Annotated in this window: 9 protein-coding genes; all 9 read right to left on the bottom strand. The window is 74.2% G+C overall.

Annotated features, from left to right (window positions below):
* Positions 1–2: 2 nt before the first annotated feature.
* The 9 genes from PS467_RS32125 to PS467_RS32085 all read right to left on the bottom strand — a co-directional run bounded on the left by PS467_RS32125 (position 3) and on the right by PS467_RS32085 (position 13,232).
* Positions 3–947, bottom strand: a complete 945-nt coding sequence (locus PS467_RS32125; RefSeq protein WP_311038141.1) for a TatD family hydrolase — start codon at positions 945–947, stop codon at positions 3–5.
* A complete protein-coding gene (locus PS467_RS32120; protein ID WP_432280769.1) occupies positions 947–1,603 on the bottom strand; it encodes an EboA domain-containing protein in 657 nt (218 codons plus the stop codon). The genes PS467_RS32125 and PS467_RS32120 overlap by 1 nt, the downstream gene beginning before the upstream one ends.
* A 593-nt stretch (positions 1,604–2,196) precedes the next feature.
* The gene (locus PS467_RS32115; protein ID WP_311038140.1) at positions 2,197–3,093 is read right to left on the bottom strand and encodes a sugar phosphate isomerase/epimerase family protein; all 897 of its coding nucleotides are present in this window, start codon (positions 3,091–3,093) and stop codon (positions 2,197–2,199) included.
* Positions 3,090–4,511, bottom strand: a complete 1,422-nt coding sequence (locus PS467_RS41945; protein ID WP_432280661.1) for an SCO3242 family prenyltransferase — start codon at positions 4,509–4,511, stop codon at positions 3,090–3,092. The genes PS467_RS32115 and PS467_RS41945 overlap by 4 nt, the downstream gene beginning before the upstream one ends.
* A 23-nt stretch (positions 4,512–4,534) precedes the next feature.
* Entirely contained in the window at positions 4,535–5,677 is a 1,143-nt protein-coding gene (locus tag PS467_RS32105) for an inositol-3-phosphate synthase (protein ID WP_311038139.1), read from the bottom strand.
* 642 nt (positions 5,678–6,319) lie between these two features.
* Positions 6,320–7,603: a ThuA domain-containing protein gene (locus PS467_RS32100; protein WP_311038138.1), complete on the bottom strand. Its 1,284-nt coding sequence runs from the start codon at positions 7,601–7,603 to the stop codon at positions 6,320–6,322.
* Between the two features lie 548 nt (positions 7,604–8,151).
* Entirely contained in the window at positions 8,152–10,599 is a 2,448-nt protein-coding gene (locus PS467_RS32095; RefSeq protein WP_311038137.1) for a PQQ-dependent sugar dehydrogenase, read from the bottom strand.
* A 421-nt stretch (positions 10,600–11,020) separates the two neighbouring features.
* Positions 11,021–12,028, bottom strand: a complete 1,008-nt coding sequence (locus PS467_RS32090; RefSeq protein ID WP_268975174.1) for a sugar phosphate isomerase/epimerase family protein — start codon at positions 12,026–12,028, stop codon at positions 11,021–11,023.
* Positions 12,029–12,041: 13 nt separating this feature from the next.
* Positions 12,042–13,232 carry a Gfo/Idh/MocA family protein gene (locus PS467_RS32085; RefSeq protein WP_311038136.1) on the bottom strand — a complete coding sequence of 397 codons (1,191 nt, stop codon included), beginning with the start codon at positions 13,230–13,232 and terminating at the stop codon, positions 12,042–12,044.
* Positions 13,233–13,287 lie beyond the last annotated feature (55 nt).

Below are 13,287 nucleotides of genomic sequence, written 5' to 3'. Positions count from 1 at the left end.
ACTCACCGTCCCGTCGATGCAGCGGCTGCCGGGGTGGCCGGGGTCGAGGTTGCCGGGGTGACCGGGGTCGAGGTGGCCGGGGTGGCCGGGGCGCCGCCGCGCAGGATGGAGTTGCCCTCGTGGGTGGCGGTGGCCACGGTCTCCTCACTGTCGAGGTCCAGGTCCAGACGGCCGCTGAGCCCGTAGAACGCGACCGGGTTGCGCCACAACACCAGGTCGATGTCGTCCTCGGTGAAACCCTCGGCGCGCATCAGGTCACCGACCTTGCGGGTCTTGAGCGGATCGCTCCGCCCCCAGTCGGCGGCGGAGTTGACCAGCACCCGCTCGGGCCCGTACGCGCGCAGGATCGCGACCATCCGCTCCTCGTCCATCTTGGTGTCCGGATAGACGGAGAAGCCCAGCCAGCAGCCGCTGTCCTTGGCCTCTTCGACGGTGGTCTCGTTGAGGTGGTCGACCAGGACGCGGTCGGGGGGCAGCGCGGACTCCCGGACGACGTCGAGGGTGCGCCGCAGACCGGCGAGCTTGTCGCGGTGCGGGGTGTGGACGAGGGCGGGCAGACCATGCTCGGCGGCGAGCTGGAGCTGGGCGGCGAGGGCGGCGTCCTCGGCGGGGGTCATCGAGTCGTAGCCGATCTCGCCCACGGCCACGACGCCGTCCTTGACGAGGTAGCGCGGCAGCTCGTCCAGGACGGGGACGCAGCGCGGGTCGTTGGCCTCCTTGGGGTTGAGGGCCAGGGTGCAGTGGTGGGCGATGCCGTGCTGGGCGGCCCGGAAGGGCTCCCAGCCGAGGAGGGAGTCGAAGTAGTCGTAGAAGCTGGCGGGCGAGGTGCGGGGCTGCCCGAGCCAGAAGGACGGCTCGACGACGGCGCGCACCCCCGCGGCGTACATGGCCTCGTAGTCGTTGGTGGTGCGGGAGGTCATATGGATGTGGGGATCGAAGATGCGCATCAGGACTCCTCGCGGGACACGGCGCGGGGCAGGGACGCCTCTCGGGACGGGGCTCGGGTCAGGGGCTCCTCGCCGAGCGGGGCGCGGGTCCGGGCCAGCACGGGGTCGAGGTCGCCGGGCACGGGGCGGCCGGCGGCGGTGCGCTCGCGGGCGTAGTCGGTGAGCATGCGGGCCAGCTCGGCGTCGCCGCGCGCACGGCGCTCCCAGTCGGCGACGGCGGTCAGCGGGACGCCGGTGAACAGGCACTTCAGCACGGCCTGCCGCCAGCTGTGCGGGGAGAGGTGACGGGCGGCGAACGGGCCGACGGCGGCCGCCACGAGCCGGGTGTCGTTGGTCCGCAGGGCGTCCTCGACGAGGGGAACGGCGTCCGCCCCGTCGATACGTAGATACGGCAGCGCGAGGAGCACGGCGCGGCGCTCGGCACCGGTGCCGTGCGCGTACAGCCTCGCGGCTGTACGCGCGTCCACGTTGGCGGCGTGCAGGAGCAGGACGCGGACGGCGTCGGGGAGATCCGGTGCCGCCCCGGCCTCTCGGGCCTCTCGGGCGCGGTGGGGTCCGCGGCTGCCGTGGACTTCGCGGGCGCCCGGGGCCACACGGGCCTCACGCACATCGCGCGCCCTGCTGGCATCGCGGGCGCCCTCGGGGGCACCCAACACCTCCGGGACGCCCGGGGCCCCACGGGCACCCGGCACCTCCGGGACACCCGGGGCCCCACGGGCACCCGGCACCTCCGGGACACCCGGGGCCTCACGGGCACCCGGCACCTCCGGGACACCCGGGGCCCCACGGGCACCCGGCACCTCCGGGACACCCGGGGCCTCACGCGCGTCGCGAGCCTCGCTGGCATCGCGAGTGCCCGGCACCTCCAGGGCACCCAAGACCTCACGGACACCCGAGGCCTCGCGAGTGCCCGGGACTTCACGAGCACCCAGCACCTCCGGGGCACCGGGAGCCTCGCGAGTGCCCGGGACCTCACGAGTGCCCGGGGCCTCACGCGTGTCGCGGGCCTCGCGGGTCTCGGGGGTGCCTTCGGGCCGCTGCGTGTTCCCGGCCTGCCGGGCATGTGTGGGGCGGACGTGGCGGCCGGCGGAGGCGAAGTCCAGCTCCCAGCGGGCGGGACCGGAAGCGCCGGGCTGCGGGCCGGTATGCGCCGCTTTCGCGGCTTCCGCTTCCGTCAGGGCCCGGTCCAGCCAGGCGCGTCCGGCCTCGTCCAGGCGCTTCTCCACGGCGACGCGCAGTTCCCTCGGGGTCAGCACCGGACGCCTCCCTCGATCGCGGCGCGTTCGGCGAGCCGTTCGGCGTCCTTGAGGAAGCGCAGGGAGGTGCGGGCCAGTTCGGGACCGGCGTGTGAATGGCGAGGCAGTTCGACGCCGACGAGCCCCCGGTAGCCCGTGGCGCGCAGCGCCTCCAGCACGGGCGGGAAGTCGATCTCTCCGTCGCCGAAGGGCAGATGCTCATGGACCCCGCGCCGCATGTCCTCGATCTGTACATGCCGCACCCATGGCGCCGCCGCGCGGACGCACTCGGCGGGCGGGGCCGGTTCCAGGCACTGGCAGTGGCCGATGTCGAGGGTGAGGCCGAGGGCCGCCGGGTCGCCGAGCGCCGTGCGCAGCCGGTGGAATCCGGCGAGGTCGGAGAGGAGATGCCCCGGCTCCGGCTCGATCGCCAGGGCCACGCCCGCCGCCCCGGCGGCGTCGGCCACCGGCCCGATGGCGTCCGCCAGCCGACGCCACGCCGTCCGCTCCGACTCACCGGGTGGCAGCACTCCGCTGAAGCAGTGCACGGCCGGCGCCCCGAGGTCGGCGGCCACCCGGACGGCCGTCAGCAGCAGATCGACGCGGGCGCCGCGGGCCTCGGGGTCCGGGTCGAGAAGGGTGGGGTGGTGCTTGCGCCGGGCGTCGAGGACGTACCGGGCGCCGGTCTCGATCGCGACACCGAGGCCGAGCCGCCCGAGGTCGCGGGCGACTCGGCGGGTGCGGGAGGCGAGGTCCGGGGCGAGTGGGTCGAGGTGCATATGGTCGAGGGTCAGCGAGACGCCGTCGTAGCCGAGGTCGGCGAGCAGCGCGAGGGCGTCGGTCAGGCGGAGGTCGGTCAGACCGTTGGTGCCGTAGGCGAAGCGGAGGGCTTCCGGGGTGGGGCGGCTCATGTCGCGCTCACCTTTCTCGCCAGCCGGCGGGCGACGGGTACGAGCGCGAGCAGCCCGGCGGCCGTACGGTGCGCCCCGGCGCGGGAGGCGAGTACGGCCTGAAGCGGGATCGTCGCGCGGATGCCACTGCCGACGGCGCGCTGGAGGAGGTACGGGGAGGGGTTGAGCGCGGCGTGCGCCAACGGCCGGGCGACCGTGGCGACGTACCCCCCGGCGAGCACGGCCGCCGCGACGGCCGCGAAGCGGCTCGTCGATCGCGTGCGGTGCCAAGCGCCCGCGCCTCGGGTGCCCCGCCGGGCGGGCCACCCCGCCGGTGAGCCACCGCGCCCGGTGCGGGCCGTGGCCACCGCATGTCGCTTGGCCACGCCGGCGGCCAAGCCCGCCACGGCGGACCCGGCGAGTCGCCCCGACGGGCCGCCCCGCCGCAACTGCGCGCCCTGGCCACCCGCACGAGCGATTCTCCGGCCAACCGCGCTGCCGACCCCTGCGGCGGCCGCAACCACCGCGGAGCGGCCCACCACGCGGTCAGGTCCCACGGAGGGGCGACGGCCGACCCGCCGCCCGCCCGGTGGGCCGCCTCTCATGGGGGCAGGGGCCGCCAGGACGGCCCCGGCGAGTCCCCCCGACGGGCCACCACGCCGCGCCTTCCCCGCACCCTGGCTCAGCAGGCGACCGAGCCCCCGGCTGACGGCGACACCGGCAGCCGGGCCACGCTCCGGGGCGGTGGCCCCGGGTGCGGCCGCGACCGCCGCGTGGCGGACCACTACGCGGTCGGGTCCCGCGCCGGTCGGGGTGGCGGCCGGGCGGGGTGGGTGACGGGTGGCCGTCCAGGCGATCGCCGCTGCCGCCGCGAGTGCGCCGAGGGGCGCCGTCGAGGAGCCGCCGACCGCCTCCCGCCGGGAGACCGTGGTCACCGCGAGGGTGTGGGCGCCCAGGAGGACGGCCGGGCGCAGGGCCGGGCGCAGGTGACCGGCGGAGGCCGTGGCGCCGAGGAGGAGGTCGAGCGCGCGGGTCGCGGCCATGGCGGGCGGGCCCGCGGGGGTGTTCTTCAGCCCCAGGTCGTACGCCCACACCGTGCCCGCCAGGGTCGTAGCCGTGGCGAGGGCCGGGCGGCCCGCGGCGGCGGCGCAGGCCAGTCCGGCGGCGGTCAGCCCGGTCGCGGCGGTCAGCGCCGCGACCGGGGCGATACGGCCCGACGGGAGTGGGCGGCCGGGGCGTTCCACGGCGTCGACGTCCCGGTCCGCCCAGTCGTTGAGCGCCATGCCCGCCTCGTACAGGCACAGCGACGCGCAGACCCCGAGCGCCGTACCCCGGTTGGGGCCGCGGCCGGCCGCGGCCGCGCCTGCCAGGGCGTCACCGGGGACCGTGAACAGGGCCGATACGCGGAGCAGTTCGGCCCAGTCCCCCCAGGTCCCCACCGCCCTCTTCTTGTCCGTCCGCGTCATGACCGCCCCCGCAGCCGCTCGGCGAAGCCGACGAGCGCCGCGTACTGGTCGGCGAGCGCGGGCGGGCCGCCGTCCGGGTCCTTGAAGTAGAAGCCGAGTTCGGGGAGCGGCCCGGCGAGGCCCAGCTCATGGGCGCGGGCGGTCAGCCGGGCCAGATCGAGGACGAGCGGTGCGGCGAGGGCCGAGTCGCAGCCCTGCCAGATGGTCTGGAGGATCATCCGGGAGCCGAGGAAGCCGTCGAAGGCGACATGGTCCCAGGCGGTCTTCCAGTCGCCGAGCGCGGGCACGTTGTCGATGTGCAGCTCGCCGTCGGGGAGTTCGCCGAGGCTGTCGGAGAGGACCCGCGCCTTGCCCGCGTTCTTGGCCGCCGCGGCGCCCGGGTCGGCGAGGGCGGCGCCGTCGCCGCCGCCGAGGAGGTTCGTACCGGACCAGGTCCGTACGGCCAGTGCCCGCTGCGCGAACATCGGCGCGAGTACGGACCGCAGCAGCGTCTGCCCGGTCTTGCCGTCGCGCCCCGCGTACGGCAGACCGGAGCGGCGGGCGGGCTCGCGCAACCGGGGGTGGTGGAGACCGGTGGAGGGGGTGAAGTTGACGTACGGGCACCCGGCGCGCAGCGCGGCGGCGGCGTAGAGGGAGCTGGGCGGCAGGGCGTCGGCGTCCGCCGGGGCCGCTTCGGTGGACGCGACGTTGACGACGACGGCGCGGGCCAGCCCGTGCGTACGGCGGAAGTCGGTGAGGTCGGCCGCGAAGGCCGCGATCAGCTCCTCCGCACCGCGGCCGTCGCCGGGCTGCGGTCCGCCGGGGCGGACGGCCGCGTCGGCGGCGGCGAGTTCGGCGCGTACGGCGGCGGGCAGCCCATGCGGCAGCACCCCGTCGGCGGCCAGCGCCTCGGCCCGCTTGGGCAGCGGGGTCGCGGCGGTGTCATGGCCGCCGAAGACGAGGTCGGCGAGCGCGGGAAGGCCGCTGTCCGCGAACGGCGGGGTCTCGGTGACCATGCCGGTCGCCGGCTGCAACCCCCCGGCGACGGCGGCACAGCCCGCCACGGCGGTGGTGGCGACGGAACCGCGAGCGCCGATGAGCCAGACCCCCGTACGGGGTGCGTCGCGGGGTGGGGTGATGTCGTCGGGGCGGGTGGTCACTGGCTGCCTCCCGGGTGGGCGTGGGTTGCGCAGGTGGTTCGCGGCGGCGGGGGTGCGGGTGCGGCGCCGGGTCTGTTGCGTCCTGCGGGTGTCTGTCGCGGTCGGGTGGTCGGTGTCGGGTGGGGCCCTGCCGGGTGGTCGGGCGGCCGTGCGGGTACGGGGGCGGGGTGCAGCGGTCCGCCAGGCGCACGGCCCGCCAGGCGCACGGCCCGCCGGACACGCGGTACGGCCAAGGCCGCATCAGTGGCCACCGGTCCCAGGGCCGGACCGGGGTCCGGCCACCAGGCTCGGGGCCGAGTCCCGAGACCCGGGATCTGTCCCAACAGCCCGTGCCGTGGCCGTGGCCGTGGCCGTGGCGGAAGGCCGTGGCCAGGCTCGGCGGCCACCGCCGGGCCGAGACGAGGTTGCCGCCCCCGGGGACCCGTGTGGAGTGGCCGGGGCCCCAGGGCGGAGGCCGGGTGGTCGGGGCCGTCGGGCCCCGGCTCCTGTGGGGCGGCTTGGGTGGCGGCGGGGAGGAGGCGGCGTACTCCTTCCCGCCGCCACGCCGCCCCCACGGCTCCCCTCGGGCCGTCGGGGCGGCGGACCGGGGCGCCCAGCGGTCGTGGTGACCCAGCGGTCGTGGTGGCCTAGTGGTCGTAGCGCCTAGCGGTCGTGGTGGCCGCCGCCCTTCGTCGGCAGGTCCTTGACGCGGATGTCGCGGAAGGAGACCTCGTCCCCCTCCCCGTGGTTCTGGATACCGACGTAGCCCTGTCGCAGGCTGCGCGCCGGGTCCCGGTTGGTGAAGTCGTTGATCTTCACGCCGTTGAGCCAGATCCGCAGCCGTTCGTCCTGCACACGGATCTCGTATGTGTTCCACTCCCCCGGCGGGTTCAGCGCCGCGTCCCGCTTGGCGAGGTCCGCCGACTGGAAGCCGTAGACCGACCCGGTGGTGCGGTCGGGGGTGTCCGTGGCGTCGATCTGCACCTCGTAGCCGTTGTCGACCGCCGACCAGGGGTCGTCGGAGGCCGGGAAGCCCACGAAGACCCCGGAGTTGCTGTCGCCTGTCAGCTTCCAGTCGAGCTTGAGCGAGTACGAGCGCAGCTCGCGCGCCTGGTACCAGAGCAGGCCCATGCCGCCCGTCGAGGTGAGCGTTCCGGCCGAGGTGTCGAGGGTGAAGGACCCCGGGCCCGCCTGCTGCCAGCCGTCCGTCGAGGTGCCGTCGAAGAGCGGGCGGTAGCCCCGCTCGGGGCGGCAGTCGGCGTGCGCGGCGCCGGTGGCGTAGCGGATGCCGCCGAGCAGGTGCTGCCGGAAGGCCGGGTCGGCGTAGGACTCCTTGGTGTGGCCGAAGCCGGTGTAGAAGGCGCGGCCGCCGCGGTATTCCTGGCACCAGGAGATGGGGTGGTCCTCCCCCATCGCGCCGCCCTGGTACGAGGACTCGTCGAGCGTGGCGAGGACCCGCACCCGCTCCCGGGGGTTGGTCCGGTAGTCGTACCACTCGTCGGTCCGCTCCCATGTCCGCCCCAGGTGCGCGGTCGCGGGGTGGGCATGGTCCTCGACGCCCACGGTGGCCTGCTGGATCGCGGGGTGGGACCGGAAGTACGCGCCGACGAGGCCCTCGTAGAAGGGCCAGTCGTATTCGGTGTCGGCGGCCGCGTGGACACCGACGTAGCCGCCGCCCGCCCGCACATAGCGCTCGAACGCGGCCTGCTGGGCGGTGTCCAGGACGTCGCCGGTCGTGGAGAGGAAGACGACGGCGTCGTAGCGGGCCAGGTTGGCGCGGGTGAAGGCGGCGGCGTCCTCGGTGGCGTCCACGGCGAAGCCGCCCTGCTCGCCGAGTTCCTCGATGGCGGCGATGCCCTCGGGGATCGAGTCATGGCGGAAGCCGGCCGTCTTGGAGAAGACCAGCACCCGGCCGGACGGGTCCGAGGCGGCGGCGGCCCCGGACATGGTGGCGGGCAGGGCCGTCAGGGCGAGCAGCAGGGCAGCCCCGACGGCAGCAAGGCGCGCCCCACGCGGGGATCCGCGGCGACGCCCGAAACGACGTCCGGAGTGGGGCCCGGAGCGGGCCCCAGGGCCGGACCCGAGAAGAAACCCGGAGCCGGACCCAGAACGAGACCCGGCGTCAGGCCCGGAATGTGATCCGGAGTCGGACCCGGGGATGCCCCCGAGGTGGGGCCCGGAGTCGAGCCCGGAGCCGGACCCGAGGCGGGATCGGGAGTCGGACCCGGAACGGGATCTGGCGTCAGGACCGGAGCCGGACCCGGGGTCGGACCTCGGGCGAGGTTCGAGGCGGGATCCGGCGTCGGCCCCGGAACGGGACCCGGAACCCGACCCGGAGTCGGGTCCCGGGCCGGGGCCGGAGTTGGGGCCCGATAGAAACCCTAGGTCGGAGGCTGGGTGGGGTCTGGGGTGCGGAGAAGGGTGCGGATGCATATCCGTCGTGCTCCTTCCTCCGGGCCGGGGGCGGCCTGCGCGGCCGCCCCCGGCCCCGGTCGTCAGCCGGTGGTGCCGATCGTGAAGTCGTCCACGTCGAAGAGGGCTCCCTCGCCGCCCTTGAAGACGAGGCAGAGCGTGGTGCTGCGGGCCGGGGGGTTCCGCAGCGTGGTCTTGACGTCCTGGAAGGTCTCCCAGTCGCCGGTCACCGGGACGGTGACGGTGCCGAGCAGCCGTCCGGTCGCGGACCCGGCGCGGATTTCGAGCGTGCCGCCCGTGCCCGCCGAGGAGACCCGTGCGGTGAAGTCCTTGGCGTTGCCCAGGACGTAGGGGGTGAAGGAGATCCAGTCGCCGTTGTGGATGTCGCCGACCGTCTTGCCGCCGTTGGCCGGGGCGTGGGAGACGACCGAGACGCCTTCGCCGTCGCCGTAGTGCTCGGCCTGCCGGTGCTTGGGCTGGACGATGCTCTGGTCATGGGTGGTCAGCGGGGGCTGGCCGCCCCCGCCGCCGTCGGTGTACTCGGCGTCGAAGACCCCGAAGATGTTGGCGTTGGGGTCGTGCTCACCGTCGGCGTTGGTCTTGATGGTGCCGGAGCAGCCGCCTGCCGAGGTGACGGGGTGGCCGTGGCTGTCGTGGCCGAGGATGTAGGTGATCTTGACCTTGGCGCAGTCGATGGTCCGGTCCTCCGGGTCGGTCACCGTGACCTTGAACGGAACCTCGTCGCCGAAGCTGAACAGCTGGCCGTCGGCCGGCAGTCGCAGCGTCACCTTGGGCGCGGTGTTGCCGACCGTCAGGTGCACGTTGGCGCCGGCGGTGCGGCCGGTGGGGTCCTTGACGGTGAGCGTCGCGGTGAAGGTGCCGTTCTTCTTGTACGTGTGGGTGGGGTTGGTGGCGGCGGAGGTCACGCCGTCGCCGAAGTCCCAGTGGTAGCTGAGGGTGTCGCCGTCGGCGTCGGAGGTGCCCGCGGAGGAGAAGGCGACCTTCATGGGCGCCTTGCCGGAGGTGCGGTCGGCGCTCGCCTCGGCGATGGGCGAGTGGCCGTCGGTGGCGTTCTCGATGCGGTAGAGCGCGGAGTGCTCGTCCCCGTTGAAGTAGCCCAGCCCGTAGTCGAGCACGTACAGCGCGCCGTCCGGGCCGAAGGCCGAGTCCATGACCTGGGTGCCGCTCCACGGGAAGTCGTTGATCTTCTGTACGGCGCCGTCGTCGCCCTGCTCGATCCGCTTGATCCACTGGCGGCCGAACTCGCCCGCGAAGAAGTTCCCGTCGTAGCTCTCGGGGAACTTCACCGGGGAGTCGAGCGAGGCGTCATAGCGGTAGACCGGCCCGGCCATGGGCGACTCGGAGCCGGAGCCGAACTCGGGCACGGAGTCGTTGTCGTACGGGATCCAGGCGGGCTGGGCGGGCGGCAGCTCGGTGAGCCCGGTGTTGTACCGCGAGGTGTTCTCGGGCGCGGCGCAGTCGAAGGCCGGGCCGGAGGTGCCGGTGGCGAAGTCGTAGTCGCGGTACGGCTTGTTGTCGGCGATGCAGTACGGCCAGCCGTAGTTGCCGGGCTTGGTCACCCGGGCGAACTCCACCGAGCCGCCGGGCCCGCGCTCGGGGTTGGCGGCGCCCGCGTCCGGGCCGTAGTCACCGACGTAGACCGTGCCGGTGGGCTTGTCGACGCTGATCCGGAAGGGGTTGCGGAAGCCCATCGCGTAGATCTCGGGCCGGGTCTTCTCGGTCCCGGGCGCGAAGAGGTTGCCGTCCGGGACGGTGTACGAGCCGTCGTCGGCCACCTTGATGCGGAGGATCTTGCCGCGCAGATCGTTGCTGTTGCCCGCGGAACGCCTGGCGTCGTAGGCGGGGTTGCGGTTCTCCCGTTCGTCGATGGGGGTGAAGCCGTCGGAGGCGAACGGGTTGCTGTCGTCGCCGGTGGACAGGTACAGGTTGCCGTCGGCGTCGAAGTCGATGTCCCCGCCCACGTGGCAGCAGATGCCGCGGGACGCGGGGACGTCGAGGACCTTCTTCTCGCTGGCGGTGTTCAGGGTGCCGTCGGCGTTGAGGGTGAAGCGGGAGAGCCGGTTGACGCCGTCGAACTTGGCGAAGTCGGCGGCCGTGCCCTCGTTGGGGGCGTCACCGGCGGGGGTGTCGAGCGGGGGCGCGTAGTAGAGGTAGATGGCGCGGTTCTCGCTGAAGCCGGGGTCGATGCCGACGCCCTGGAGCCCCTCCTCGTCGTGGGTGTAGACCGGGAGCTTGCCGGACACCTTGGTGTCGCCGCCCTCGTCGGTCAGCCACAGGGTGCCGTCGCGCGAGGTGTGCAGGACCGAGCGGTCCGGCAGTACGGCGAGCGTCATGGGCTCGCCAGTCTCCTCCACCCCCTTGGCGAGGGTGACCTGCTGGAACTCCTCCGCTACCGGGGCGGGTTGGTCCGCGCCCGCCGGCGGAGCGGTGAACGCGAGCCCCGCGCCGACGAGCAGTCCGCTCGTGACGAGCGCGAGGGGCCCGCGCAGTCGAAGCCTTTTCCTGTGCACGCTGATCCTCCGTGGAAAGAGGGGGTGTACGGGCGGGCCGTCAGGCCGCCGTGACTGGCACAGGCGCGCGCCGTCGCGCCGGGGTGACCGGTCCGGGGAGAGGGGTCCCTGGGTGACCGGTACATATCAAGGACCGTAGCGGGGTTTGTCCGGTCCGGAAACCCCTTTGACATAAAGCGGGTGGCTCTTGGTCCACGGGCAGGACAAAGCCGGGTGGGGGCGCGGTGTGTGCCGTCCCCCACCCAGGGGCCTGTGGGGTTCCTCGACCGCCCGGCCGGGCCGGGTCGGTTACCGGCCCGGTCGGTTACGGGCCGGGTCGCCTACGGTCCGGCGCGCTTACGATCCGGCCCGCCTACGGTCCGGCCCGCTTACGGGCCCGGCCCGCTTACGGGCCCGGCCCGCTTACGGGCCCGGCCGGGGGCTACTTCTCGCCGCCGCCGAAGGCCGCGTCGAACGACGCCGTCGGCGGGTCGAAGTCGAACCGCTTCAGCCGGGCCAGCGCCTCCGGGGCGCCCGTGAGCCGGTCCATTCCGGCGTCCTCCCACTCGACCGACACCGGGCCGTCGTAGCCGATCGAGCGCAGCATCCGGAACACGTCCTCCCATGGCACATCGCCGTGGCCCGCCGAGACGAAGTCCCAGCCCCGGCGGGGGTCGCCCCAGGGCAGGTGGGAGCCGAGGCGGCCGTTGCGGCCGTCCAGCCGCTTCCTGGCCTCCTTGCAGTCGACGTGGTAGATCCGGTCCCGGAAGTCCCACAGGAAGCCGACGGGGTCCAGGTCCTGCCAGACGAAGTGGCTGGGGTCGAAGTTGAGCCCGAAGGCGGGGCGGTGGCCCACGGCCTCCAGGGCCCGGTGGGTGGTCCAGTAGTCGTAGGCGATCTCGCTGGGGTGCACCTCGTGGGCGAAGCGCACGCCCTCGGCGTCGAAGACGTCCAGGACCGGGTTCCAGCGCTCGGCGAAGTCCTCGTAGCCCCGCTCGATCATCCCCGGCACCACCGGCGGGAACATCGCCACCAGATGCCAGATGGAGGAGCCGGTGAAGCCGATGACGGTGCGCACCCCGAAGGCGGCCGCCGCGCGGGCCGTGTCGGCCATCTCCGCGGCGGCCCGCCGCCGGACGCCCTCCGCCTCGCCGTCGCCCCAGATCCGGGCGGGCACGATGGCCTGGTGGCGTTCGTCGATGGGGGAGTCGCAGACGGCCTGGCCGACCAGGTGGTTGGAGATGGCCCAGCAGGTGAGGCCGTACTTCTCCAGCAGCCGGCGCCGCCCGTCCAGGTAGCCGGGTTCGCCGAGCGCGCGGTCCACCTCGAAGTGGTCGCCCCAGCAGGCGAGTTCCAGGCCGTCGTAGCCGAAGTCGCGGGCCAGCCGGCAGACCTCCTCCAGGGGGAGGTCGGCCCACTGGCCGGTGAAGAGCGTGAAGGGTCTGGGCATGCGGACCTCCTCCTCAGGCGGACACGGGGGTGTAGACGCAGTTCTTCTCCGCACTGTCCTCGACGGCGGCGAGCACCCGCTGCACCTGGAGCCCGTCCTCGAAGGAGGGCTCGGGGCCGGTCCCCCCGGCGATCGCGAGCACCATGTCCCGCGCCTGGTGGACGAAGGTGTGCTCGTAGCCGAGGGCGTGGCCCGGCGGCCACCACCCCTCGAGGTAGGGGTGGTCGGGTTCGGTGACCAGGATGCGGCGGAACCCGGAGTCGGTCGCGGGCTCGGTATGGTCATGGAACGACAGCTCATTGAGCCGTTCCAGATCGAAGGCGAGCGACCCGCGATCGCCGTTGAGCTCGATCCTGAGCGAGTTCTTACGGCCCGCGGCGAAGCGGCTGGCCTCGAACGACGCCACCGCCCCCGAGCCGAACCGGCCGGTGAACAGCGCCGCGTCATCGACCGTGACCGGTCCGCGCGCCACCCCGCCCGACCCGGAGCCGCCGAGCCCCGCCACCGCCCCGGCGGGCAGCGGCCGCTCCCGTACGAACGTCTCGGTCAGCGCCGAGACGCCGATCAGCCGCTCCCCCGCCAGGTACTGCGCGAGGTCGACGATGTGCGAGCCCAGGTCGCCGAGCGCGCCGGAGCCCGCGTACTCCCGCCGCAACCGCCACACCAGGGGATACTCCGGGTCGACGATCCAGTCCTGGAGATAGCTGACCCGTACGTGCCGCAGCACCCCGATCCGGCCCTCCGCCACCATCGTGCGGGCATGGGCGATGGCGGGCGCGCGGCGGTAGTTGAAGCCCACCATCGCCACCTGTCCGCGCTCCCGGGCCCGTCGCGCCGCCTCCACCATGGCCTCCGCCTCGGCGACGGAATTGGCCAGCGGCTTCTCGCACAGCACATGCTTGCCCGCCTCCAGGGCCGCGATGGCGATCTCGGCATGGCTGTCGCCGGGGGTGCACACATCGACCAGCTGCACATCGTCCCGGGCGATCAGCGACCGCCAGTCGGTTTCGGCGGCGGCCCAGCCGTGCCGCTCCGCGGCGGCCCGTACGGCGTCCGCGTCGCGCCCGCAGACGGCGGACATCACGGGTCGGGCGGGCAGGTCGAAGACCCGGCCGACGGTGCGCCAGCCCTGGGAGTGGGCGGCGCCCATGAAGGCGTAGCCGACCATGCCGACGCCGAGCGTTGAGGCTTCAGGACTTTCCATGGGACTCCTTCTGACGATCGCAAACCGACGCGAAGTGGGGGGTCCGGGCCCGTGC

The sequence above is a fragment of the Streptomyces luomodiensis genome (genome assembly GCF_031679605.1).
Lineage (GTDB): Bacteria > Actinomycetota > Actinomycetes > Streptomycetales > Streptomycetaceae > Streptomyces > Streptomyces luomodiensis.
Note: the sequence above shows the minus strand (reverse complement) of the source record. Positions and strands in the feature narration are given on the sequence as shown.